Genomic DNA, 23,031 nt, shown 5'->3' on the forward strand with positions numbered 1-23,031 from the left:
TCCCGGGCCGGTGCGCGGCTAGGTTCGGAGCCCATGCGGCAGCGCTTCACCGCCCGGGCCGTCGTCGTCGGCGATCGCGTGGGGACCGTCGTCCCCGACGGCGTGGTCGACGTGGTCGACGGCGGGATCACCTGGGTCGGCCCGGCAGCGGAGGCCCCGCCGCCCGGGGACGCCGACGTGGTCACCCTGCCCGGCGTCCTCACCCCCGGCCTGGTCAACGCCCACTCGCACGCGCCGATGGTGCTGTTCCGGGGCCAGGGCGATGGACTGCCGCTGGACCGCTGGCTGCGCGAGGTCATGTGGCCGCGCGAGGGCCGGCTCACCGCCGAGGACGTCGAGGTCGCGATGACCGCGGCGTCGGCGGAGATGCTCGGCAACGGCGTCACCACCAGCGTGGAGATGTACTTCCACCCGGAGCGGATCGCCGCCGCGGTCGCCAGCACCGGTGCGCGGGCGGTGATCGCCACCCCGCTGCTGCCGCTGCCCGGCATGCCGCCGATCGACGAGCAGCTCGACGCCGCCGTCGCCCTGGCCCGGAGCGCCCCGGCGGACGGCGTGGTGGAGTACGGGCTGGGCCCGCATGCCGCCTACACCGTGCCCCTCCCGGTCCTCGCCGACGCGGCGGAAGCAGCCCGGGAGCACGGGCTGCTCCTGCACCTGCACGTCGCCGAGACCACCACCGAGGGCGCGGACCTGCTGGCCGCGCACGGGCTGTCGGTCCCCGCGCTGCTCGGCTCCTACGACGTGCTGGGCGGCCGGGTGCTCGCCGCCCACTGCGTGCACATGGACGACGGTGACCTGGACCTGTGGCGGGAGTACGACGTCGCCGTCGCCCACTGCCCGGCGAGCAACGCGAAGCTGGCCAGCGGGGTCGCGCCGGTGCGGCCGATGCTCGACCTGGGCCTCCGGGTGGGCCTGGGCACCGACGGTCCGGCCTCCAACGACTCGCTCGACCTGTTCGCCGACCTGCGGCTGGCCGCGGGGATGGCCCGGCTGCGCGAGCGGTCGGCGACCGCGCTCACCGCCGCGGAGGCGTTCTGGCTGGCCACCGGTGGTGCCGCCGAGGCCCTGGGCCGTTCCGACCTCGGGCAGCTGGCCGTCGGCCGGCGGGCCGACCTGGTGCACGTCGACACCCGGGACCTGGTCTTCGAGCCGGTCGGCGACCCGGCCGACGTGCTGGCCCACCTGGTGTGGTCCGGCGCGGGCCGGCACGTGCGCGACGTCTGGGTGGGTGGGCGGGCGGTGGTGCACGACGGCGCGTCGACCACGGTCGACGTCGCCGCCCTGCGCGCCGGCGTCGCCGACCGGGCCGCCCGGCTCGCCCGCGGCTGAGCCGTGCACCGGCCCGGCGCTCCCGGCGCTGGGCCGGTCAGGCGCGCAGGCTGATCGTCTCGCCGCGGTAGGCCGGGCGCACGGTGCCGGGCAGGTCGCGGCGGGCGACCTCGGCGACGAACTCGCCCAGCGGGGAGGTGAACCGGTCGTAGTCGTCGTAGTGCACCGGCACGGTGACCGGCGGCTTCAGCAGCTCCACCAGGTCGGCGCCCTGGCGGCCGTCCATCGTGACGGTCAGCCCCAGTGCCTTGGTGCCGCCGAGGTGCGGGATGACGACGTCGAGCGGGCCGCACCGCTGCAGCACCTCGCCCAGGAACGGCCGGTAGAGGGTGTCGCCGCTGATGTAGCCCCGCCAGCTCACCTCGCCGTCGCGCACCAGCTCCAGCACGCTGCCCATCACCTGGGGCAGCAGGCGGGCGAGCGGGCCGGGGCCGTGCACGCCCGGCACCGAGGTGATCCGCAGCGTCTCCCCGCCCCGGGTGAACGTATGGGTCGCCCACGCGCGCAGGTCGGCGGTGGCGGTGAACCCCCGGTCGGACAGGCACCTCGCCGCCTCAGGCGTCGTGACGACGGGCGTCTCCTTGGCGAGCTGCTCGGTGGCGACGCGGTCCCAGTGGTCGCCGTGCATGTGCGACAGCAGGATCCCGTCGAGCTCGGGCAGCTGCGTCGGCTGCAGCGCCGGCTCGGTCAGCCGCTTGCTCCGCAGCCCGTATCCGAGGTACGCGCGCTGGCCCCGGTGCAGGAAGTTGGGGTCGGTCAGCAGGGTGAATTCGCCGATCCGCAGCAGCATCGTCGCGTTGCCGCCGAAGGTCATGGTCACGTCGTCCGCGGGCTGTCCAGGTGACTGAGCCATGCGCAGGCGCTTACCCGGAGCATTCCTCCTCACCCGTGCCCCGCGCTGGTAGACAGGGGTCCGTGCCAGCACCCCGCGCCATCGACGAGGCGTTCCTCGCGCTCCCGCTGTCCGCGCTGACCGACGCCGCGCTCACCCGGGCGGTCGACCTGGGCTGCGAGCACGCCGACATCCGCGTCGAGCGCATCCGGACCCAGACGATCAGCCTCCGCGACGCCCGCCCCGAGGCGTTCGCCGACGGGGAGGACCTGGGCCTCGCCGTCCGCGTGGTGCACGAGGGAACCTGGGGGTTCGCCGCCGGCGTCGTCCTCACCGCCGCCGAGGCCGTCCGGCTCGCCGAGGAGGCCGTCGCGGTCGCCCGGGTGGCCGCGGCGCTCAACTCCGACCGGATCGAGCTCGCGCCCGAGCGGGTGTACCCCGACGCCACGTACGTCTCCGCCTACGACGTCGACCCGTTCTCGGTTCCGGACGCCGACAAGACGGCGCTGCTGACCGAGCTGTCGGAGCAGCTGCTGGCCGCCGACGGCGTCGAGCACGTGCAGACCGCGTGCATGCTGGTGAAGGAGCAGAAGTACTACGCCGACACCGCCGGCACCCGGACCCGCCAGCAGCGGGTGCGCACCCACCCCAGCCTCACCGCGCTCACCGTCGACCGGGCCACCGGCTCGTTCGAGAGCATGCGCACGCTGGCCCCGCCGGCCGGGCGCGGCTGGGAGTACCTCACCGGCACCGGCTGGGACTGGCGCGCCGAGCTCGCCGAGATCCCCGAGCTGCTGCGGGAGAAGACCAAGGCTGCCTCGGTGCAGGCCGGGCGGTACGACCTGGTGATCGACCCGTCCAACCTGTGGCTCACCATCCACGAGTCGGTCGGGCACGCCACCGAGCTGGACCGGGCGCTGGGCTACGAGGCCGCGTACGCCGGCACCTCCTTCGCCACGCCCGACAAGCTCGGCACGCTGCAGTACGGCTCACCGCAGATGAACGTGACCGGGGACCGCACCGCGCTGCACGGGCTGTCCACCGTCGGCTGGGACGACGAGGGCGTCGCCGGGCAGCAGTGGGACATCGTCAGGGACGGCGTCCTCGTGGGCTACCAGGTCGACCGGAACATGGCCCGGCTGCGGGGCATGGACCGGTCCAACGGCTGCGCCTTCGCCGACTCGCCGGGGCACGTGCCGGTGCAGCGGATGGCCAACGTCTCGCTGCAGCCGGCTCCCGACGGCCCGTCGACGCAGGCGATCATCGGTGGGGTGGAGCGCGGCATCTACGTCGTCGGTGACAAGAGCTGGTCGATCGACATGCAGCGCTACAACTTCCAGTTCACCGGGCAACGCTTCTACCGGATCGAGAACGGCCGCCTGGCCGGGCAGCTCCGCGACGTGGCCTACCAGGCCACGACGACGGATTTCTGGGGGTCGATGAGCGTCGTCGGCGGCCCGCAGACCTACGTCCTCGGTGGCGCGTTCAACTGCGGCAAGGCCCAGCCGGGGCAGACGGCGGCGGTCAGCCACGGCTGCCCGACAGCCCTGTTCGAGGACGTGTCGGTGCTGAACACCGTCGAGGAGGCCGGGCGATGAGCCGCTACCAGCGTCCGCAGGACGTCGTCGAGCGGGCGCTGGCCGCCTCCACCGCGGACGGGCAGGTCACCGTCGTGGCCGAGGGCTCCGAGGCGAACCTGCGGTGGGCGGGCAACAGCCTCACCACGAACGGTGCCATGCGCTCGCGCCAGGTCGTCGTCATCTCCTTCGTCGACGGCGGGGCGGGCATGGCGGCGGGCACGGTCAGCCGCTCGGGGACGCCGGACGTCGCCGAGCTCGTGGCGGCCAGCGAGCGCGCCGCCCGCGACGCGGGGCCCGCCGAGGACGCCATGCCGCTGGTCTCCGACCCCCCGCCGGGCGCCGGCGACTGGGACGCCGACCCGGCCGAGACCTCCATCGACGTCTTCGCCGAGTTCGCTCCCGCCCTCGGCCAGGCATTCGGCGAGGCGCGGGACCGCGAGGAACTGCTCTTCGGCTTCGCCGAGCACAGCATGCGCACCACCTACCTGGGCAGCTCCACCGGCCTGCGGCTGCGGCACGACCAGCCGACGGGCCGGGTGGAGCTCAACGGCAAGACGCCGGATTTCGGCCGCTCGGTGTGGGCCGGCACCGGCACCCGCGACTTCACCGACGTCTCGGTGGACGAGCTGGCGGCGGAGGTGCAGCGGAAGATGGTCTGGTCGCGCCGCCAGGTGGACCTGCCGGCCGGCCGCTACGAGACGCTGCTGCCGCCCTCGGCGGTCGCCGACCTGATGATCTACCTCTACTGGACGATGGAGGCGCGCGACGCCGACGAGGGGCGCAACGTCTTCGCCCGGGCCGGCGGGGGCAACCGCACCGGGGAACGGCTGGCCGCGCTTCCGCTGACCCTGCGCAGCGATCCGCACGCGCCCGGGCTCGAGGCCGCGCCGTTCCAGGTGGTCGGGGCGTCGTCGGGGTCGGCGTCGGTCTTCGACAACGGCCTGGCCGCCCCGGCGGTCGACTGGATCTCCGCCGGCGTCCTCACCAACCTGATCCGCCCGCGGGCCTGGGCGCTGAGGACGACGGCGCCGGCCACGGTCGCCGTCGACAACCTCATCCTCGAGGAACCGGGCGCGGTCGCCACCCAGGAGGAGATGGTCGCGGCCACCGACCGGGGGCTGCTGCTGACGACGCTCTGGTACATCCGCGAGGTGGATCCGCAGACCCTGCTGCTCACCGGCCTCACCCGCGACGGCGTCTTCGTGGTGGAGGGCGGTGAGGTGACCGGCGCGGTGAACAACTTCCGGTTCAACGAGTCCCCGGTCGACCTGCTCGGCCGGGCGGTGCAGGCCGGGGTCACCGAGCGCACCCTCCCGCGCGAGTGGAACGACTGGTTCACCCGTACGGCGATGCCGACGCTCCGGGTGCCCGACTTCAACATGAGCAGCGTCAGTCCGGCCAGCTGAGCCCGGCGAGTCGAACGACGACCGCGTAGTTCTCACAAGTGGATCGCGGCAGGGCTGGCGGAAACTGACGGCGACCAACAGTACTGACGGAATTACGCTCGGTACCGGAAGTTGAGCTGATCGAGGGGTTCACCCCAGACCCGATTCTGCCGACACCTCACGTAGCTCGAGAACTTCCACAAGTCGTACGCAGGCCCCGCTCCCACGGGGCTGTCGAGGGGAGGGCTCCGTGAGCCGGAGTCGCAAGCCATCCGTCTTCCAGGTGGGCAAGGTCCGCGACGACGGGTACACCGTCGTCATCTCCGGCTGGGGCCTCGGTCTCTGCGCCGCGGCCTGCGCCTGCCACCGTTCCCCGTCCGCCGGCCACCTCGCCATCGCCGAGGACCAGGCCGGTGGGTCGATCGGCCTGGCCAGCTTCCGCGACGGCGGCTGCGACTGCTGCGAGCCGTGGACCGCCGAGGAGCTCACCGCGATCCTGCGCGACTTCTCGGTCGTCGACGGCCTGGAGGTCCAGGAGCCGCTCGCCGGCTGAGAGGGCACCACCCTTCGTCACGGGTGGCCGCCGGCGAGGTGTCCGCAGCCCCCGGTCGGGTAGGTCCGCTCCCATGTTGGGACGCGCCGCCCTGCGGGGCGCACTGGCCGGCCTCGCCGGCGTCGCCGTGATGACCCTGGGGGAGAAGGCCGAGCAGGCCGTCACCCAGCGGCCGGACAGCTATGTGCCCGCGCGCACGATCACCGCGCTCGTGACCGGCCGGCGGCTGCCTGAGTCCGCCCGCCCGCTGGCGCGCAACCACCTCATGCACTGGGGCACCGGCGCCGCTGTCGGCGCCCTCCGCGGGATCTGGGCCGCCTCGGGGCTGCGGGGCTGGCGCGCGTCCGCCTGGCACACCTCGATCCGGCTCGCCACCGACCAGACGCTGGAGAACGCCACCGGCGTCGGCGCCCCGCCCTGGACGTGGTCCCGCCGCGACCAGGTCGTCGATGTCACCCACAAGGCCGTCTACTCGTTCGTCACCGGCGCGGTCGCCGACCTGCTGGTGCCGCTCGCGTCCGACCGGCTGCCCGACGGCACCGCCGCCGGCCCCCGTCGTCGCTGACCGGAGCCCCGTCCGCGCGTGACGGGTGACTGCCCCCGGTGCTCGTGTGACGGGCGGGGCGACCCCGGGCGTCCACCCCCGCGCGCCACCCACTACCTGCGGATACGGGGTCCCTACGTTCCGTGCTGACGCGCATGGTTGCGGCCCCTTCCCCGGGCCCGGCGCAGGTGATCGGAGGCTCCGGTGCAGTCGCAGCGCTCGACCACCCGTCGCCGCTCGCGCGCCGTCCTCGCGGTGGGCGCCGCGCTCGTGGCGGCCGCGACGGCGGTTCTCTCCCCGGCGATGACGACGACGGCGAGCGCCGAGCCGGGCTCGGTGGCCGAGGCCGCCTCGCTGATGGCGAAGGCAGCGCAGCAGCTGACCACCATCGAGGCCCAGGTCCACGAAGCCGAGGAGATCGTCGCCGCCCAGCAGCGGACCGCCGAGGTGGCCGCTGCTCACGCCCAGACCGCGCGGGACGCCCTGGCGGTGCACGAGCCGCAGATCCGGGCCATCGTGCAGAGCAGCTTCACGGAGAAGACGCAGTCCCGGGTGGCCGCCTTCCTCACCAGCGAGTCCGCCGAGGACCTCGTCCAGCAGATGACGACGCTGGACATGATCGCCGCGCACACCAACTCGGTCATCACGCAGGTCGCCGCGGCGCGCGCCGCCGCGGAGGAGGCGCAGGCCACGGCCGACCAGGCCGCCGCCACCGCGCAGGCGGGCCTCACCGAGCTGCAGGCCCAGCACGCGGAGGTCGAGCGACGGGCCGCCGAGTACCGGTCGAACTACGATCAGCTCTCGGCGGCGGAGCAGGACCGGGTCTCCACCCTCGTCGCCGGCCCGAAGCTGGCGACGCCGTCGGTGGCGGAGCTGCCGGTCGCGACGGGCAGCCCGGCGGCGACCGCGATCGGGGTCGCGCTGTCGAAGGTCGGCTCCCCGTACCGGTCGGGCGCCACCGGCCCGGACGCGTTCGACTGCTCCGGGCTGACGTCCTACGCCTACGCGGCCGCCGGCATCACGCTGCCGCGCACCAGCAGCGGCCAGTCGAAGATGGGCCCGCAGCTCTCCCGGTCAGAGCTCCGGCCGGGCGACCTGGTCTTCTACTACTCGCCGATCAGCCACGTGGCCCTCTACATCGGCGACGGGATGATCGTGCACGCCCGGACCTACGGGACGCCGCTGTCGGTCACATCGGTCGACCAGGGCGGCTTCCGGTTCGGCGTCCGCCCCACCGGCTGACGCCAGGTCGAGCCGACGGCACGCCGGAGCCCTTCTCGGCGATGGGCACGGAGAGGCCGGGTGCCGTGGCGTGGTCGGCTCCGGCATGGCCGGCATGGTGGCGGCCGGGTGTGACATCCGGGGATCCACCCGGCCTCGTCCCGCCGATGTCCCGCGACCGACGTACGTTGCGCAGGAGGAGCGATCGGCGCGAGAGGGGCACGTGGTGAGTGGCGAGGTTCCGGAGACGGTCCAGGCGATCTACGACGAGGTGCTGCACCGCAACCCCGGTGAGACCGAGTTCCACCAGGCGGTCCGCGAGGTGCTGGAGTCGCTGGCCGTCGTCCTGGACCGGCACAGCGAGTACTCCGAGATGAAGACGGTGGAGCGGATCTGCGAGCCCGAGCGGCAGATCATCTTCCGGGTGCCGTGGCAGGACGACCGCGGCCAGGTGCAGATCAACCGCGGCTTCCGCGTGGAGTTCAACTCCGCGCTGGGGCCCTACAAGGGCGGGCTGCGCTTCCACCCGTCGGTGAACCTGGGCATCGTCAAGTTCCTGGGTTTCGAGCAGATCTTCAAGAACGCGCTCACCGGCATGCCGATCGGCGGCGGGAAGGGCGGCTCCGACTTCGACCCCAAGGGTCGCTCCGACGCGGAGACCATGCGGTTCTGCCAGTCGTTCATGACCGAGCTCTACCGGCACCTCGGGGAGTACACCGACGTGCCGGCCGGCGACATCGGCGTCGGGGGGCGGGAGATCGGCTACCTGTTCGGCCAGTACAAGCGGATCACCAACCGGTACGAGTCCGGCGTCCTCACCGGCAAGGGCCTGGGCTGGGGCGGGGCGCTGGTCCGCACCGAGGCCACCGGCTACGGCGCGGCCTACTTCGCCGAGGCGATGATGACCGCGCGCGGGCACTCCTTCGACGGGACGCGGGTCGTGGTCAGCGGGTCGGGGAACGTCGCGGTCTACGGCATCGAGAAGGTGCACCAGCTCGGTGGGACCGTCGTCGCCTGCTCGGACTCCAGCGGCTACGTCGTCGACGAGAAGGGCATCGATCTCGATGTCCTCAAGCAGGTGAAGGAGGTCGAGCGCGCCCGGATCGACAGCTACGCCGAGCGGGTGCCGTCGGCCACCTTCGTGCCGGGCGGGAGCATCTGGGACGTCCCCTGTGACGTCGCCATCCCCAGCGCGACCCAGAACGAGCTCGACGGCGACGCCGCCGGCGTCCTCGCCCGCAACGGGTGCCGCTACGTGGTCGAAGGCGCGAACATGCCCGCCACCCCGTCGGCGGTGAAGGTCCTCCGCGAGGCGGGGATCGCGTTCGCCCCCGGCAAGGCCGCCAACGCCGGCGGCGTGGCCACCTCCGCGCTGGAGATGCAGCAGAACGCCTCCCGCGACCGCTGGACCTTCGAGCACAGCGAGGCCCGGCTGGCCGAGATCATGCGCGACATCCACACCCGCTGCCACGAGACCGCCGAGGAGTACGGGTCCCCCGGTGACCTGGTGCTCGGCGCCAACGTGGCCGGCTTCCTGCAGGTGGCCGAGGCGGTGCACGCGCACGGCCTGATCTGACCCGGGTGGCCGAGAACGCCCGCGCCCGGACCGCCCCGGCTGGCCGGAGGGCAGCGGCTTGTGCTGGGGTGGCGGTATGGCGGACAACTTCATCGGCGCCCTGGAGTTCGGCTCCCCGCACATCGACGACGAGGCGTTCGTGGCGCCCACGGCCGTCGTGGTGGGGGCGGTGACCATGGGCCCGCGGTCGAGCATCTGGTACGGCGCGGTGGCCCGGGCCGACGCCGAGGTCATCGAGATCGGCGCCGACTCCAACATCCAGGACGGCTGCACGCTGCACTCCGACGAGGGGTTCCCCCTGGTGGTGGGCGAGCGGGTCTCGGTGGGGCACCGGGTGGTGCTGCACGGCGCGCGCATCGACGACGACGTGCTCGTCGGCATGGGCAGCATCGTGATGAACGGCGCGCACATCGGCTCCGGCTCCATCGTGGCCGCCGGCGCCGTCGTGACCCAGGGCAAGGTCTTCCCGCCCCGCTCGCTCATCGCCGGCGTACCCGCGAAGGTGATGCGCGAGGCGACCGACGACGACCAGCTGCACATCCAGGGCAACGCGATCAGCTACACCGACCGCCTGAAGTCCGCCCGCCGGGTGCAGCGGCTGGGCTGAGCGTCAGCCGGCCAGCCACCCCCGCAGCCCGTCGAGCAGCCGGTCGACGTCGTCGGCGTCGCTGTAGGGCGCCAGCCCGGCCCGGAGGCCCCCGGTGTCGCCGAGCCCGAGCCACCGGCTGGCCTCGATGGCGTAGAAGTGCCCGGCCGGTGCGTTGACGCCGCGGGCGGCGAGGAACCGGTAGGCGTCGGCGGCGTCCCGCCCGTCGAAGGTGAGCAGCAGGGTCGGGGTGCGGTGCGCCGCCCGTGACCACAGCCGGACGCCGGGCAGCTCGGCCAGCCCGGCTTCCAGGCGCTCGCGGAGCCGGTCCTCGTGCTCCTCGATCGCGGCCATCGCCGCGAGGAGCCGCTCCCGGCGCGTCCCGGTGCCCCCGAGGTCGGCCAGGAAGTCCACCGCCGCCGTGGTCCCGGCCAGCAGCTCGTAGGGCAGCGTGCCCAGCTCGAAGCGCTCCGGCACCGCATCCGTCGACGGCAGCAGCTTGGCCGGCCGCAGCGTCGCCAGGAACGCGGGGTCGGCCGCCAGGACGCCGCAGTGCGGGCCGAGGAACTTGTACGGCGAGCAGAGGAAGACGTCGGCCCCGAGAGCCTGGACGTCGACCGGGGCGTGCGCGGTCAGGTGCACGCCGTCGGCGACCAGCAGCGCGCCGGCCGCGTGCACCTGCTCGGCGATGGCGGCCAGGGGTGGCCGGGTGCCGATCAGGTTGGACGCTCCGGTCACCGCGACCAGCCGGGTCCGGTCGGTGAGCGCCGCGGCGACGTCGTCGGCGGTCAGCTCGCCGGTCGCCGGGTCGAAGCCCACCCACCGCACCGTGGCGCCGACCGCGGCGGCGGCCAGCACCCAGGGCCGGATGTTCGCGTCGTGATCCAGCCGGGTGACGACGACCTCGTCGCCCGGACCCCAGCCGGCCGACAGCGTGCGGGCCAGGTCGAAGACGAGCTGGGTGGTGCTCCGGCCGAAGACGACGCCGGCGGGGTCGGTGCCGAGCAGGTCGCCCATCGCCGCCCGCGCCCCGAGCACCGTCTCGTCGGCGAACCGCTCGGCGGCGGTCACCGCTCCCCGATTGCTGACCGGGGCGGTGAGGGCCGCGGCCACCGCCCGGCCGACCGCGGCCGGTACCTGGGTACCGCCCGGACCGTCGAAGTGGGCGGTGCCGCTGGCCAGCGACGGAAAGGAGGCGCGCAGCGCGGCGACGTCGAGGCTCACGGCCGCGACGCTAACCGCCGGCCGGGCGGCTCACCCGGCGAGGGGGCGATCGCGGCGCGGAGCGCGCCGAGGTCAGGGCCGGCGTCCCGTCGCCGACGCCGGAGCTCCACCCGCAGACGCCGGGATCACTCGCGGGCGCGGGCCACCTGGGCGGCCAGGTCCGCGTGCTCCTCGGCGTTCACGCCGCACCCAGCAGCTCGGCCAGCAGCGCCCCGACGGCGCCGGTCTCGATGAGGAAGCCGTCGTGCCCGTACGGCGAGGGGATGACCCGCAGCGGCACGCCCAGCGCGTCGGCCACCCGGCGTTGCTGGTCGAGCGGGTAGAGCCGGTCGGTGTCCACACCGGCCACCAGCGCGCGGGCGGTCACCCGGGACAGCGCCGCCTCGACCCCGCCGCGGCCGCGGCCGACGTCCCAGCTGTTCATGGCCTCGGTGAGCACCACGTAGCTGCCGGGGTCGAACCGGCGGGCCAGCTTGCCGGCGTGGTGGTCCAGGTAGGACGCGACGGCGTAGCGGCCGTCGGCCTGCACGCGGGCGGCGAAGCGCGCCTCCAGCTCCAGCCCGCTGCGGTAGGTGAGGTGGGCGATCCGCCGGGCGATCCCGAGGCCGTCCACCGGCGGGGCGTCGAGCGGGTAGTTCCCGCCCGCCCAGCGCGCGTCGGCCCGGACGGCGGCCTGCTGGGTCGTCTGCGTGCCGATCTGGTCGGCCGAGGCCACGGCGCCGGAGGCCAGGAAGAACAGCGCGCCGACCCGGTCGGGCTCGGCCACGGCCCACTCCAGGGCCCGCATGCCGCCCATGGACCCGCCGGCCACGGCGGCCCAGCGCGCGATGCCCAGGGCGTCGGCCAGCGCGCCCTCGGCGCGCACCTGGTCGCCCACGGTCACCTCGGGGAAGCGCGAGCCCCAGCGGTGGCCGTCCGGCGCGGCCGACGACGGCCCGGTCGTGCCCTGGCACCCGCCCAGGACGTTCGCGCAGACGACGAAGAAGCGGTCGGTGTCCAGGGCCGCCCCCGGCCCGACGATGCCGCTCCACCAGCCGGCCGTCGGGTGTCCCGGTCCGGCCGGGCCCACCACGTGGCTGTCGCCGGTGAGCGCGTGCGCGACCAGGACGGCGTTGTCCCCGCCGGGCGCGAGCGTTCCCCAGGTCTCGTACGCGATCCGCACGGCCGGGAGGGTCCCTCCGCGCTCCAGCGGGAACGGGGCGGGCAGGTCGAGGAAGTGCCGGTCGCCGACCGGGTCCCCCTCGACCCACCCGCCCATCGCTCAGGCGCCCTTGGCGGCGCGGAAGCCCGCCTCGAGGTCGGCCAGGATGTCCTCGATGCCCTCCAGCCCCACGGCCAGGCGCACCAGGCCCGGCGTCACACCGGTGGTGAGCTGCTCCTCCGGGGTGAGCTGCGAGTGCGTCGTCGACGCCGGGTGGATCACCAGGCTGCGCACGTCGCCGATGTTGGCCACGTGGCTGTGCAGCTCCAGCGCCTCCACGAACCGCTTGCCGGCCTCGACGCCGCCGTGCAGCTCGAAGGTGAGGACGGCGCCGGCGCCCTTCGGCGCGTACTTCTGCTGGGCGGCGTGCCACGGCGAGGAGGTCAGCCCCGGGTAGTTGACCCGCTCGACCGAGTCGTGGGCCTCGAGGAACTCGGCCACTCGCTGGGCGTTGCTCACGTGCCGCTCCATGCGCAGCGACAGCGTCTCGATGCCCTGCACCACCAGGAAGGCGTTGAACGGGGAGACCGCCGGGCCCAGGTCGCGCAGCAGCTGCACCCGCGCCTTGAGCGCGAAGGCCGGCGCCCCCAGGTCGGCGTAGACCACGCCGTGGTAGGTCGGGTCGGCCGTGGTGAACATCGGGTGCCGGCCGCCGGTCCAGTCGAACCTGCCGCCGTCGACGATCAGGCCGGCGATCACCGTGCCGTGCCCGCCCAGGTACTTGGTGGCCGAGTGGACGACGACGTCGGCGCCGAACTCGAGCGGGCGGATCAGGTACGGCGTCGCGATGGTGTTGTCGACGATCAGCGGCACCCCGTTCCGGTGAGCGACGCCGGCGACGCTCTCGATGTCGAGGATGTCGCCCTTCGGGTTCCCGATCGACTCGGCGAAGAACGCCCGGGTGTTCTCCTGGACGAGCGACTGCCAGTTCTCCGGGTCGTCGGGGTCCTCGACGAAGGAGACCGTGATGCCCATCTTGGGCAGCGAGTGGTGCAGCAGGTTGTAAGTGCCGCCGTAGAGCGAGGCCGACGCGACGACGTGGTCGCCGGCCTCGGCCACGTTGAGGATGGCCAGCGTCTCGGCGGCCTGGCCCGAGGCGACGGCGAGCGCGGCGACGCCGCCCTCCAGCGACGCCACGCGCTGCTCCAGCGCGTCCTGCGTCGGGTTCATGATCCGGGTGTAGATGTTGCCCATCTCGGCCAGGGCGAACAGGTCCGCGGCGTGCTGCGTGTCGCGGAACTGGTACGCGGTGGTCGCGTAGATCGGCAGCGCGCGGGCGCCGGTCGTGGGGTCGGGGCTCGTGCCGGCGTGGATCTGCCGGGTCTCGAAGCTCCAGCTCGCGGGGTCGCTCATGCGCCGTCTCCTCTCGCTCGCGGAGACCCGCGGCGCACGGGAGCTCCGTCGTTTGCCGGAGGCGGGCGCCTTCCGGCCGGCTCTTCCCCTGGAGCACCTCGGACGGAGTAGAGGTTGCCGGGCAGCCAGCCAGGTGCTTCGCGCTGCCTCTCAGGAGCCGACGTGATCCTAGGACGTCGACCTCCTCACCTGCACACCGCCCGGGTGCTGTGGGCTGGTGACCCCGACCGGCGAGGCGATGTCCCACGTGAAACACCGGGTTTCCGGCGCTCAGTCGGTCGGCGACTCCGGCGAGGCCTCGTCGCCCGGCCCGGCCGATCCGCCCGTGGGCACCGGCTCGGTGGCCCCCGGAGCCGTCGGGGTGGCGCTGGTGCCCGGGGACGGCGAGCCGGTGGTGGTCGGGGTGCTCGACCGGGTGGTCGGCCCCGACGGTTCGGTCGTCGGCACGGGCTCGGTGGTCGTCTCCGCGGGCGCGGTCCCGGTCGGCTCAATCTCCGCAGGCTCGGTCTGCTCGACGGTCTCCTCACGGGAGGCCGGCGTTCCCGGAGCCGGCGGACGCACGTTGAGGTAGAGCGCGCCGATCGAGAGGAACAGCACGACCAGCACCACGGTGGAGGTGCGGGCCCGTCCGAGGTGCCGCGGGATCGACGACCACCAGCGGTGGGCGGGGACGACGTCGGGCGCCGCGGTGCCGGTGGTGGCGGGGGCGGTGCTCACCGTGGGCTCGCCGGGGACGCCGTCGCCGGCCCGGCCGTGGTCGGGGCTGCTCATCGGACTCCCTCCTGCACCGTCGTGGCGCCGTCGCCGGACGGCGCGCTGGTGGTCGGCTGCGGCACCTGCATGCCCTGGCTGCGGAACGCCTGCACCACCCGGGCGCGCAGGTCGCGGCCCACCTCGAACTGCTTGCCCGGCAGGGTGCGGGCGACGACGCGCACGTTCACCTCGTCCAGGCCGAGGGTCTCCACGCCCATGACGGTGGGTGGGTCGAGCAGGAGCGGGCGCATCGCCGGGTCGCGGAACGCGTCCCGGCCGACCTGGCGCAGGATCTCGTTGGCGCGGTTGACGTCGACGCTCGTCGGCACCGGCACGTCCACGACGGCGCGGGCCCAGTCGCGGGACAGGTTGACGACCTTGACGATCTGCCCGTTGGGGACCGTGACGACCTCGCCGTCGGGCGAGCGCACCCGGGTCACCCGCAGCGTGACGTCCTCCACCGTTCCGGTGGCGGGGTCGCCACCGCCGAGGACCTGGATGGAGACGACGTCGCCGAACCCGTACTGCCGCTCGGTGATGATGAAGAACCCGGCGAGCACGTCACCGACGATGCGCTGGGCGCCGAACCCCAGGCCGACGCCGAGCACCGTGGCCGGCGCGACGAGGCCGGTGACCGGAACCCCGAGCCGGTCCAGGACGAAGAAGACCGCGATCGAGTAGATGAGCACGATCGCCGCCCAGGTGAGCACCTGGGTGAGCGAGTGCCGGTGCTTGGCCGCCTCGGAGCGGACCAGCGCGTCGCCGCCGGTGGAGTTGCGGTCGATCCGGTCGGTGATCCGCGTTCCGGCCCAGGCCACGAACCGGGTGAGCAGCACCGAGCCGAGGATGATCAACACGACCTCGAGACCCCGCCCGGACAGCCAGTCCAGCAGCTCTCTCAACGCGTCCACGGGTAGCAGGCTCCGATCGTGGGGAAGACGATCCTTCCACAGTGCGCACCGGTGCCCGTCGATGCCAACCGGTCCCGGCCGGTACCGCGGTCGCGGCCGCGCGACGGGCCGCTGACCTGCGCCGCAGCAGCACGGAGAGATGACTCACGCCGGCGGGCGGGGCTCCACGAACAACGACTGGGTGGACCGGCCGATCGGCCCGGCGGCGTCGAAGAGGACGGCGAGGCACTGCGCCCCTCCAGTTCCGCCGTGCACCGTGGTGGCGTCCATGCCGAGCCACTCGCCCCGCGGCGGGCGGTGCAGCGCCACGGACAGGTCCACGTTGGCGAACGTGGCCTGCGTCCAGTCCAGGTTCGCGGAGATGCCGCTGGCGGCGTCGGTCATGACCAGCAGGTGCTGCAGCGGGGTCATCGGCTCCCCGGCGACCAGCGTGCACTCCGGCCGGGTCCACGCGGTCGCGGGCCCCGGGCCGTTGAACGTCCCGGCGGCGAACCGCCAGTCCAGGGCCCGGTGGTAGGCGATCTCGGTGGTGAAGAACGCCGCGCGCTCGGCCCGGCTCTCCTCCGGTCCGGCCGGCGCGGGGTGCGGCTGCGCGGTCGCCGGAGCGGCGTCGTCACGGGACCGCATCCGCCAGGCCGACAGGCGCATGAGCGGACGGCCGTCGCCGCTGTCGAGCACCGCCTCGACCAGCTCGATCCGGCGGCCCGGGCGAACCACCGACGTGGTCACCCGTACCGGGCCGACCGGCACCGGCCCGAGGATGTCGTAGGCCATGCGCACGGTCTGGCCGCCCGCGATCCCGCTCGCCTGCTCGGCCGCGCGCAGCAGCAGCGCGGCCGGCGGCCCGGCGTGCTGGTGTCCGGCGTCCCACGGGCCGATGGTGAGGGCGGTCGCGGTGAAGCCGTCGCCGTCGGGCAGGTAGAGGGCCTCGGGCACGTCCATGACCGCGAGTCTCGCCGGGCCGCTGTCTCCCGTGTGCGCCGGGTATCCGGGCCGGGGCGGGCGGACGGAGGCGGATCGCCCGATGACGACGCGTGACAGCGCGCCCGCCGTGTGGCACACCGGTCGATGCCGTACCGGAATCCGTTGTATCGCCGGGGCGGGCTGCCTACGGTCCGGACGACGGGGGGTCGGGCCGTCGGCAGGTGGGGGAACGGACATGGTGCGGGCGCACGAGTGGGACGGGGCGCGGCGGCTGGCGAGGCCGCCCGGACGGCGCCGGCCGTGGTGGGTGTCGCAGCCGCCCGAGCCGGCCGCGCTGCGGCTGGAGTGGGAGACCGCCGGCGGGCACGCGCTCGTGGTGGTCGAGGGCGACATCGACCTGGTCACCGCTCCGCGGCTGGAGGCGTTCGTCGCCGCGCGCCCGCTGGCCGGCTGCACCGTGCTCGAACTCGACCTGGGCGGGGTGCCCTCGATCGGCTCGGGAGGCCTATCGGTGCTGATCGCCGTCCGGCGGTGGTGCCAGCAGCGGGGCATCGAGCTGCTCCTGCGGAACGTGCAGCCGTCGGTGTGGCGGGTGTTCGAGGCGACCGGGCTCGACGAGGCCTTCACCGCGTCCGGTCCCGCGCCACGCCCGCCGGTCCAGGAGCTGGCCCTGTTCTGAACCGGTAGGCGGCTCGACGGGGGTAGCCCGCTACCGTGCGCGGGTGGACCGCGTCGCCCGCCCCGCGCTGGGGTATGCGCTCACCCTGGTGGCCGCAGGCCTGTTCGCCGTCAACGGCACGGTGTCCACGCTGGCCCTGCAGGCGGGCATCTCCGCCCCGCGGCTGACCGCGTTGCGGTGCACCGGTGCGGCCGTGGCCCTGCTCGCGGTGCTGCTGGTCGTGGCCCCGGGCCGGCTGCGGGTCACCCGCCGGGAGCTCCCGCTGCTCGCCGTGCTCGGTGTCATCGGCATCGCGATGACGCAGTACCTCTTCTACGTGGCCATCGGACGACTACCGGTGGGCATCGCGCTGGTCTTCGAGTTCACCGGGACCGTGCTCATCGCCGTCTACGTGTGGCTGGTCCGCCGGGAGAAGGTGCGCAGCCGGGTGTGGGCGGCGCTGGTGCTGTCGCTGTCCGGGCTGGCCCTGGTCACCGGGGTCTGGACCGGAGAGGGCTCGCTGGACCTGATCGGCGTCGCGGCAGGTCTCGGCGCCGCCGTGGCCCTGGCGACCTACTACCTGATCGGCGAGCGGGGCACGGTGTCGCGGGACCCGGTCACCCTCACGTGCTGGGCCTTCGTCGCGGCTGCGGTCTTCTGGGCGGTCGCCGCGCCGTGGTGGCAGTTCGACGCCGGGGTGCTCGGCCGCGACGTGCCCGTCTCGATGGGCTCACTGGAGCTGCCGCTGTGGGTGCTGGTGGCCTGGATCGCGGTGATGGGAGCGGTCATGCCGTTCTGGCTGTCGATCGCGGCGCTGCGCCACCTGTCGCCGACCGCGGCCGGGCTGGTGGCCACGGCCGAACCGGTGTTCGCCTCCGTGGTCGCCTGGTTGTGGGTGCAGCAGGTGCTCACCGGCTGGCAGGTGGCCGGCGGCGCCGTCGTCCTCACCGGGATCGCACTGGCGCAGACGGCGCGGACCACCCAGCCACCGGTACCGGAGACCCCGGCCCCGCTGTCGTCGTGAGGCGCCCCGCTGTCGTCGTGAGGCGGAGCCGGGGGCTCTTACCCGGGGCGTGACGTCGTCGGCCGCCCTGGCGATCCACCAGCCGTCGCCTTCCCCGTGACTCGGTGGGCGAGGCGGTCCGGCGGGGTCACTTCTTCTGCCGGCGGCTCCCGCCGTGCCAGTCCTCCTGCACGCCCGACTCCCCGGGCCGCACCCCGAACGCGGGCAGCTGGGGCCGCTCGCGCAGGCTGCGCTTGAGCTCGGCGAAGCCCGGGAACGAGGCGAGCCCCACGACGTGGTCCCAGAGCGCGACGGCCTCGTCCTCGCCGGGCAGCCGGCTGATGACCGGCCCGAAGAAGGCCACCCCCTCCGGCGGCCGGAAGTGCAGGATCGGCGTGCCGACGTCCTTGCCGGTCAGCGCCAGCGCCTCGTCGGTCTCGGCGCGCAGCGCGGTGTCCCAGGAGTCGTCGTCGAGGGCGGCGGCGAGGTCGGCCGGCAGCCCGACCTCGGCGAGGATCGGCTCGACGAACTCGCGCGTGCCGCGGCGCACCTCGTGACCCGGCTCGTTCGGCGTCTCGAAGATCTGCGCGCCGAGGGCCGCGTACAGGGGGCCGACCGCGTCGGATCCGTGCTCCTCGCGGGTGCGGGCGGCCATGCGCAGCAGCCGCAGGCCCGCGGTGTGCCCGGCCTCGTACTCGGGCGGGAAGTGGGCGTCGTAGTCGATGTGCGCGTTGAGCAGCCGCAGCGAGATGAACCGCCACTCGACGGCGTACTCCCGCTGCTCCGCCACCATGCGGACCCACTTGCTGGTCATCCAGGCGAACGGGCAGACGGGGTCGAACCAGAAGCGCAGATCGGCCATGGGGAGAACCTAGGCGCTCCCGCCGGACCTCGCCGAACCACGTCGAGGTGCCGGGCCGCGGTCAGCCCGGGAGGACCGACGCGATCGCGGCGCGGACCTCGGGGGCGTCGGGCTCGGTGCGCGACCGGAAGCGGGCGACCACCCGGCCGGTCCCGTCGATCACCCACTTCTCGAAGTTCCACTGCACGTCGCCGGCCGCCCCGTCCAGGTCCGGGGTAGCGGTCAGCTGCCGGAACAGCGGGTGCGCGCCCGGGCCGTTCACGTCCACCTTCTCGGTGAGCGGGAAGGTGACGCCGTAGGTAGCCGAGCAGAACTGCTCGATCTCCTCGGCGGTGCCGGGCTCCTGGCCCATGAACTCGTTGCACGGCACGCCGATGACGGTGAAGCCGCGGGGGCCGTACTGCTGCTGGAGCGCCTCCAGACCGGTGTACTGCGGGGTGAGCCCGCAGCGGCTGGCCACGTTGACGACCAGGGTGGCGCGCCCGCCGGCCAGCTCCCGCAGCGTGGTGGCGGTGCCCTGCAGCGTGGTCACGGGCACGTCGAGGAGGTCGCTCATGCCGGCGCCAGCGCCCCCGGCGGGGGGTTCATTCCGACCGGGCGTCAGCTGAGGTCGCCGATGTCGTCGGGCACGTCGACGGCGTACCGGCGCAGCGCCTCCAGCGGGACGACCTCCAGCGCCCGGGCGTTGGTGGCGGCGAGCACGACCCCCGACGCCGCCCCGGCCTGGTAGGCCTGCAGCCAGCGGGTGGCCACGACGCACCAGCGGTCGCCCGGCCGCAGCCCCGGGAAGCCGTACTCCGGGCGCGGGGTGCTCAGGTCGTTGCCCAGCTCCCGCTGCACGGCGAGGAATTCCGTGGAGACGACGGCGCAGACGGTGTGCCGGCCCCGGTCCTCGGGACCGCTGGTGCAGGAGCCGTCGCGGTAGAACCCCGTGACCGGGTCGGTGCCGCAGGGCTCCAGTGGTCCGCCGAGGACGTTGCGCTCGTCGGTGGGCTCGGGCAGCACGGGGCCTCCTGCGGTCCGGGGACGGCGACGCCGTGGCCGTCGCGCGCCCAGGATGGCATCGTGCGGGCGTGCCCGCTCCCGAGATCCTCTGGCAGCCCACCCCCGAGTCCGCCCGCGCCACCCGAATCGCCGCGTTCGCCCGCTGGGTGGCGGAGCGCCGCGGCCTGTCCTTCGGCGATCCGGTCGACTACGACCAGTTGTGGCGCTGGTCGGTCGAGCACCTGGACCAGTTCTGGGGCGACGTCGCGGAGTGGACCGGCGTGCTCCCCGGCGTCCCCGACGAGCGGGTGCTCCCCGACCGGAGCATGCCCGGCGCCGTCTGGTTTCCCGGGACGACGGTCAACTACGCCGAGCAGGCGCTCCGGCACGCCACGGAGGAGCACCCGGCGATCATCGCCGTCGCCGAGGACCGCGAGCCGGTGGAGGTCTCCTGGGCAGCGCTGCGCGGGCAGGTGGGCGCGTTCGCCGCCACGCTCCGCCGGCTCGGGGTGGGCCGGGGCGACCGCGTCGTGGGCTACCTGCCCAACGTGCCCGAGGCGATCGTGGCCTTCCTGGGCTCGGCCTCGATCGGAGCGGTGTGGTCGGGCTGCGCGCCGGACTTCGGCACCCGCGCCGTCCTGGACCGGTTCGCCCAGATCGAGCCCACGGTGCTGGTGGCCGTGGACGGCTACCGCTTCAACGGGCGGGAGCACGACCGGCGCGACGTCGTCGGCGAGCTGCGGGCGGCGCTGCCGACGGTGCGGACGACGATCGCCGTCCCCCGGCTCTTCGCGGACGAGCTGCCCGACGGCGCGCTGCCCTGGGCCGAGGCCGTCGCCGACGAGCAGGACCCGGCGTTCGAGCCGATGCCGTTCGACGCCCCGCTGTGGATCCTCTACTCCTCGGGCACCACCGGGCTGCCGAAGGGCATCGTGCACGGCCACGGCGGGGTGGTGCTGGAGCACCTCAAGTGGGGGCTGCTGCACCAGGACCTGACGCCCGGCGACCGTTTCTACTGGTACACGTCCACCGCCTGGATGATGTGGAACGTCGTCGTGTCCTCGCTGCTGTCGGGCGCCACGGCGGTGGTCCACGACGGGGCGCCCGCCTACCCGACGGTGGACGCGCAGTTCGCCCTCGCCGCGGAGGTCGGGATCACCTTCCTGGGGACGAGCCCCGGCTACCTGGGCGCCTGCCAGAAGGCCGGCGTCCGTCCCGGCGACGACCACGACCTCTCCGCGCTGCGCGTGCTCGGCTGCACCGGCTCCCCGCTGCCCGAGGCCTCGTACTTCTGGGTCTACGACGCCGTCGGCACCGACGTGCAGCTGACCTCCGCGTCGGGCGGCACGGACGTCGTGACCGGTTTCATCGGCAGCGCGCCCCTGCTGCCGGTCACCGCGGGAGAGCTGCAGCGCCCGATGCTGGGCGTGGCCGTCGAGTCGTGGGGCGAGGACGGCCGGCCGGTCGTGGGCGAGCTCGGCGAACTGGTCGTGACCGAGCCGATGCCCTCGATGCCACTGCACTTCTGGAACGACCCCGACGGCTCCCGCTACCGCGCGGCCTACTTCGAGCCGTGGCCCGGCGTCTGGCGGCACGGCGACTGGCTGGAGATCACCGAGCGCGGCACCTGCATCATCACCGGTCGGTCGGACTCGACCCTCAACCGAGGCGGCGTGCGCATGGGGACGGCGGACATCTACGCCGCGGTCGAGTCGGTTCCGGCGGTCGTCGACTGCGTCGTCCTCGGCGTCGAGCTGCCCGGCGGCGGCTACTGGATGCCGCTGTTCGTCCAACTCGCGCCGGGCGAGGAGCTCACCGACGAGCTGCAGGCGCAGCTGCGGACGGCGATCCGGGAGCAGGCGTCACCCCGGCACGTGCCCGACGAGATCATCGCCGTCCCCGGCGTGCCGCACACCCGCACCGGCAAGCGGCTGGAGGTGCCCCTGAAGAAGCTGTTCCAGGGCGTCGACCCGGCGAGGGCGGTCAACACCGGCGCCGTCGACGACGCCTCGCTGGTCGAGCACTACATCCGGCTGGCGCAGGAGCGGATCAGCTCCTGAACGGGCCGCGCAGCGCAGCGGGTGAGGCTGATCACCTGCACGGATGACCGAGGCGTGCGGCGGGCACGTCCAGCCGCCACGGTGGTTGCGATCAGCCGCCCTGAGCGAGGAGGGCCGACGATGGCGTCGAGCGAGAACGAGGTCTGGCAGCCCCAGCCGCCCGCGGTGCTGCCGCCGTGGCACACCCCCGAGCGGGAGAGGCTGCAGGAGCAGGCCCGCCGGTTCGCCGTGGACGAGGTGCTGCCGGTCGCCGACGAGCTCGACCCGCAGAAGGGCGAGATCCCGTCGTCCCTGCTCGCCCGGCTGGCGGAGCTCGGGTACTTCGGCATCACCGTGCCCGCCGAGCAGGGCGGCCTGGGGCTCGGGGTCTTCGAGTACTGCATGGTCAGCGAGGAGCTGGCCCGGGCCTGGATGTCGACGGCCAGCATCCTGGCCCGCTCCCAGGGGCTCGGCACGGCGGTCCTCGACGCCGACCGCCGGCACGAGCTGATGGCCCGCAGCGCCCGGGGGAACTGGATCGGGGCCATCGCCCTCTCCGAGCCCGACGCCGGCTCCGACCTCGCCGGCGTCTCGACCCGAGCGGTGCTCGACGGCGACGACTGGGTGGTGACCGGGCGCAAGCGCTGGTGCGGCAACGCCAAGGCCGCCGACTTCATCCAGGTGCTGGTGCGCGAGCGCGACCCGGCGCCGGGGGAGTCCCGGTCGGCCGGCCTGCTGAACCTGCTGCTGGAGAAGAAGCGGGGCGAGTTCCCCGAGGGGCTCTCCGGGCACCCGATCGACAAGATCGGCTACCACGGCTTCCTCACCTGGGACCTGACGTTCGACGGCGTCCGCATCCCCCGGGAGAACGTCATCGACGAGGCGCGGGCCGCCCGCGAGGAGAGCGCGGAGGAGGGGGAGGCCGCGAAGCAGGCCGGCTTCGCCGAGGCGCAGAAGTTCCTCAACACCGCCCGGGTGCACACCGCGGCGCGGGCGGTCGGGCTGGCCCGCGCCGCGCTGGAGGATTCGATCCTGTACCTGCAGGAGCGCGAGCAGTTCGGCCACCCGATCGGCGACTTCCAGGCACTTCGGTTCGCCGTCGCCGAGATGGCGTCGCAGATCGAGCAGTCCCGGGCCTTCTACCGACAGGTCGCGCACCTGCTCGACCTCGGGCTGCCGGTGGCCAAGGAGGCGTCGATGGTGAAGCTCGAGGCCACCGAGATGTCGGTGCGGGTGACCAACCAGGCCATGCAGTTGCACGGCGGGAACGGCTACACCACCGAGCGGCAGGTGGAGCGGCACTGGCGCGACGCCCGGCTGACGACGATCTTCGAGGGCACCAGCGAGATCCAGAAGCGGATCATCAGCGACCGCCTGCTCCCGCGCAGCCCGCTGGCCTGAGACCCGCCGGACAGCCGTTCGTGCACGAGCGGCTGTCTCCGGGGCGCACGAGGCACCGTTGGTGCACGAACGGGGCCTCGTGCGGGCGATGGCCACGGGGTCTCCGGGC

The 23,031-nt window shown here is 74.0% G+C and carries 22 protein-coding genes and 1 riboswitch; of the genes, 12 read left to right on the forward strand and 10 right to left on the reverse strand.

The window, feature by feature from the left end:
* Positions 1-33 precede the first annotated feature (33 nt).
* The gene (locus ACI791_RS14995; RefSeq protein ID WP_456586759.1) at positions 34-1,332 is read left to right on the forward strand and encodes an amidohydrolase family protein; all 1,299 of its coding nucleotides are present in this window, start codon (positions 34-36) and stop codon (positions 1,330-1,332) included.
* 37 nt (positions 1,333-1,369) lie between these two features.
* Here the strand turns inward: ACI791_RS14995 and ACI791_RS15000 are convergent, their stop codons facing one another.
* Positions 1,370-2,185 carry an MBL fold metallo-hydrolase gene (locus tag ACI791_RS15000; RefSeq protein ID WP_456586760.1) on the reverse strand — a complete coding sequence of 272 codons (816 nt, stop codon included), beginning with the start codon at positions 2,183-2,185 and terminating at the stop codon, positions 1,370-1,372.
* 62 nt (positions 2,186-2,247) lie between these two features.
* Here ACI791_RS15000 and ACI791_RS15005 point away from each other — a divergent pair, with 62 nt between their 5' ends.
* The 7 genes from ACI791_RS15005 (at position 2,248) to ACI791_RS15035 (ending at position 9,630) form a co-directional block, all read left to right on the forward strand.
* Positions 2,248-3,762 (forward strand): TldD/PmbA family protein, encoded by a 1,515-nt coding sequence (locus ACI791_RS15005; protein ID WP_456586761.1) that lies wholly within the window; start codon positions 2,248-2,250, stop codon positions 3,760-3,762.
* Positions 3,759-5,150, forward strand: coding sequence for a metallopeptidase TldD-related protein (locus ACI791_RS15010; protein WP_456586762.1), 1,392 nt, complete (start codon positions 3,759-3,761; stop codon positions 5,148-5,150). The genes ACI791_RS15005 and ACI791_RS15010 overlap by 4 nt, the downstream gene beginning before the upstream one ends.
* A 229-nt stretch (positions 5,151-5,379) precedes the next feature.
* A complete protein-coding gene (locus ACI791_RS15015; protein ID WP_347058451.1) occupies positions 5,380-5,682 on the forward strand; it encodes a hypothetical protein in 303 nt (100 codons plus the stop codon).
* Positions 5,683-5,755: 73 nt separating this feature from the next.
* Entirely contained in the window at positions 5,756-6,247 is a 492-nt protein-coding gene (locus ACI791_RS15020) for a hypothetical protein (RefSeq protein WP_456586763.1), read from the forward strand.
* Between the two features lie 183 nt (positions 6,248-6,430).
* Positions 6,431-7,468 (forward strand): NlpC/P60 family protein, encoded by a 1,038-nt coding sequence (locus tag ACI791_RS15025; protein ID WP_456586764.1) that lies wholly within the window; start codon positions 6,431-6,433, stop codon positions 7,466-7,468.
* A 205-nt stretch (positions 7,469-7,673) separates the two neighbouring features.
* Complete coding sequence (gene gdhA / locus ACI791_RS15030) at positions 7,674-9,023, forward strand: NADP-specific glutamate dehydrogenase (RefSeq protein WP_456586765.1); 1,350 nt, start codon at positions 7,674-7,676, stop codon at positions 9,021-9,023.
* A gap of 76 nt (positions 9,024-9,099) precedes the next feature.
* Positions 9,100-9,630 (forward strand): gamma carbonic anhydrase family protein, encoded by a 531-nt coding sequence (locus ACI791_RS15035; protein ID WP_456586766.1) that lies wholly within the window; start codon positions 9,100-9,102, stop codon positions 9,628-9,630.
* A gap of 3 nt (positions 9,631-9,633) precedes the next feature.
* Here ACI791_RS15035 and ACI791_RS15040 read toward each other — a convergent pair whose 3' ends face one another.
* From ACI791_RS15040 to ACI791_RS15065, 6 genes are all read right to left on the reverse strand, one after another.
* Positions 9,634-10,833, reverse strand: a complete 1,200-nt coding sequence (locus ACI791_RS15040; RefSeq protein WP_456586767.1) for a cysteine desulfurase-like protein — start codon at positions 10,831-10,833, stop codon at positions 9,634-9,636.
* 178 nt (positions 10,834-11,011) lie between these two features.
* Positions 11,012-12,091, reverse strand: coding sequence for a homoserine O-acetyltransferase MetX (metX, locus tag ACI791_RS15045; RefSeq protein WP_456586768.1), 1,080 nt, complete (start codon positions 12,089-12,091; stop codon positions 11,012-11,014).
* Positions 12,092-12,094: 3 nt separating this feature from the next.
* On the reverse strand, positions 12,095-13,387 hold the full coding sequence (locus ACI791_RS15050) for a bifunctional o-acetylhomoserine/o-acetylserine sulfhydrylase (protein ID WP_456586769.1): 1,293 nt from the start codon (positions 13,385-13,387) through the stop codon (positions 12,095-12,097).
* A 43-nt stretch (positions 13,388-13,430) separates the two neighbouring features.
* Positions 13,431-13,545: riboswitch (SAM riboswitch) on the reverse strand.
* 112 nt (positions 13,546-13,657) lie between these two features.
* Positions 13,658-14,158, reverse strand: coding sequence for a hypothetical protein (locus ACI791_RS15055; protein WP_456586770.1), 501 nt, complete (start codon positions 14,156-14,158; stop codon positions 13,658-13,660).
* Positions 14,155-15,051, reverse strand: coding sequence for a mechanosensitive ion channel family protein (locus tag ACI791_RS15060; RefSeq protein ID WP_456586771.1), 897 nt, complete (start codon positions 15,049-15,051; stop codon positions 14,155-14,157). The genes ACI791_RS15055 and ACI791_RS15060 overlap by 4 nt, the downstream gene beginning before the upstream one ends.
* Before the next feature lie 144 nt (positions 15,052-15,195).
* Positions 15,196-15,993: a thioesterase family protein gene (locus tag ACI791_RS15065; RefSeq protein WP_456586772.1), complete on the reverse strand. Its 798-nt coding sequence runs from the start codon at positions 15,991-15,993 to the stop codon at positions 15,196-15,198.
* A gap of 217 nt (positions 15,994-16,210) precedes the next feature.
* On the opposite strand from ACI791_RS15065, the gene ACI791_RS15070 reads away from it, so the two are divergent.
* Positions 16,211-16,654, forward strand: coding sequence for an STAS domain-containing protein (locus ACI791_RS15070; RefSeq protein WP_456586773.1), 444 nt, complete (start codon positions 16,211-16,213; stop codon positions 16,652-16,654).
* Positions 16,655-16,697: 43 nt separating this feature from the next.
* Positions 16,698-17,657 (forward strand): EamA family transporter, encoded by a 960-nt coding sequence (locus ACI791_RS15075; RefSeq protein ID WP_456586774.1) that lies wholly within the window; start codon positions 16,698-16,700, stop codon positions 17,655-17,657.
* A gap of 127 nt (positions 17,658-17,784) precedes the next feature.
* On the opposite strand, the gene ACI791_RS15080 is transcribed toward ACI791_RS15075, so the two are convergent.
* The 3 genes from ACI791_RS15080 to ACI791_RS15090 form a co-directional block, all read right to left on the reverse strand.
* Entirely contained in the window at positions 17,785-18,498 is a 714-nt protein-coding gene (locus ACI791_RS15080) for a mycothiol-dependent nitroreductase Rv2466c family protein (protein ID WP_456586775.1), read from the reverse strand.
* A gap of 61 nt (positions 18,499-18,559) precedes the next feature.
* Positions 18,560-19,054, reverse strand: a complete 495-nt coding sequence (locus ACI791_RS15085; RefSeq protein WP_456586776.1) for a glutathione peroxidase — start codon at positions 19,052-19,054, stop codon at positions 18,560-18,562.
* A 44-nt stretch (positions 19,055-19,098) separates the two neighbouring features.
* Positions 19,099-19,503 (reverse strand): DUF2237 family protein, encoded by a 405-nt coding sequence (locus ACI791_RS15090; RefSeq protein ID WP_456586777.1) that lies wholly within the window; start codon positions 19,501-19,503, stop codon positions 19,099-19,101.
* Positions 19,504-19,571: 68 nt separating this feature from the next.
* Between ACI791_RS15090 and ACI791_RS15095 the strand changes: the two genes are divergently transcribed.
* Positions 19,572-21,542, forward strand: a complete 1,971-nt coding sequence (locus tag ACI791_RS15095) for an acetoacetate--CoA ligase (RefSeq protein ID WP_456586778.1) — start codon at positions 19,572-19,574, stop codon at positions 21,540-21,542.
* A 120-nt stretch (positions 21,543-21,662) separates the two neighbouring features.
* Complete coding sequence (locus ACI791_RS15100; protein ID WP_456586779.1) at positions 21,663-22,922, forward strand: acyl-CoA dehydrogenase family protein; 1,260 nt, start codon at positions 21,663-21,665, stop codon at positions 22,920-22,922.
* Positions 22,923-23,031: the final 109 nt, after the last annotated feature.

It is taken from the genome of Blastococcus sp. SYSU DS0973 (genome assembly GCF_054051055.1).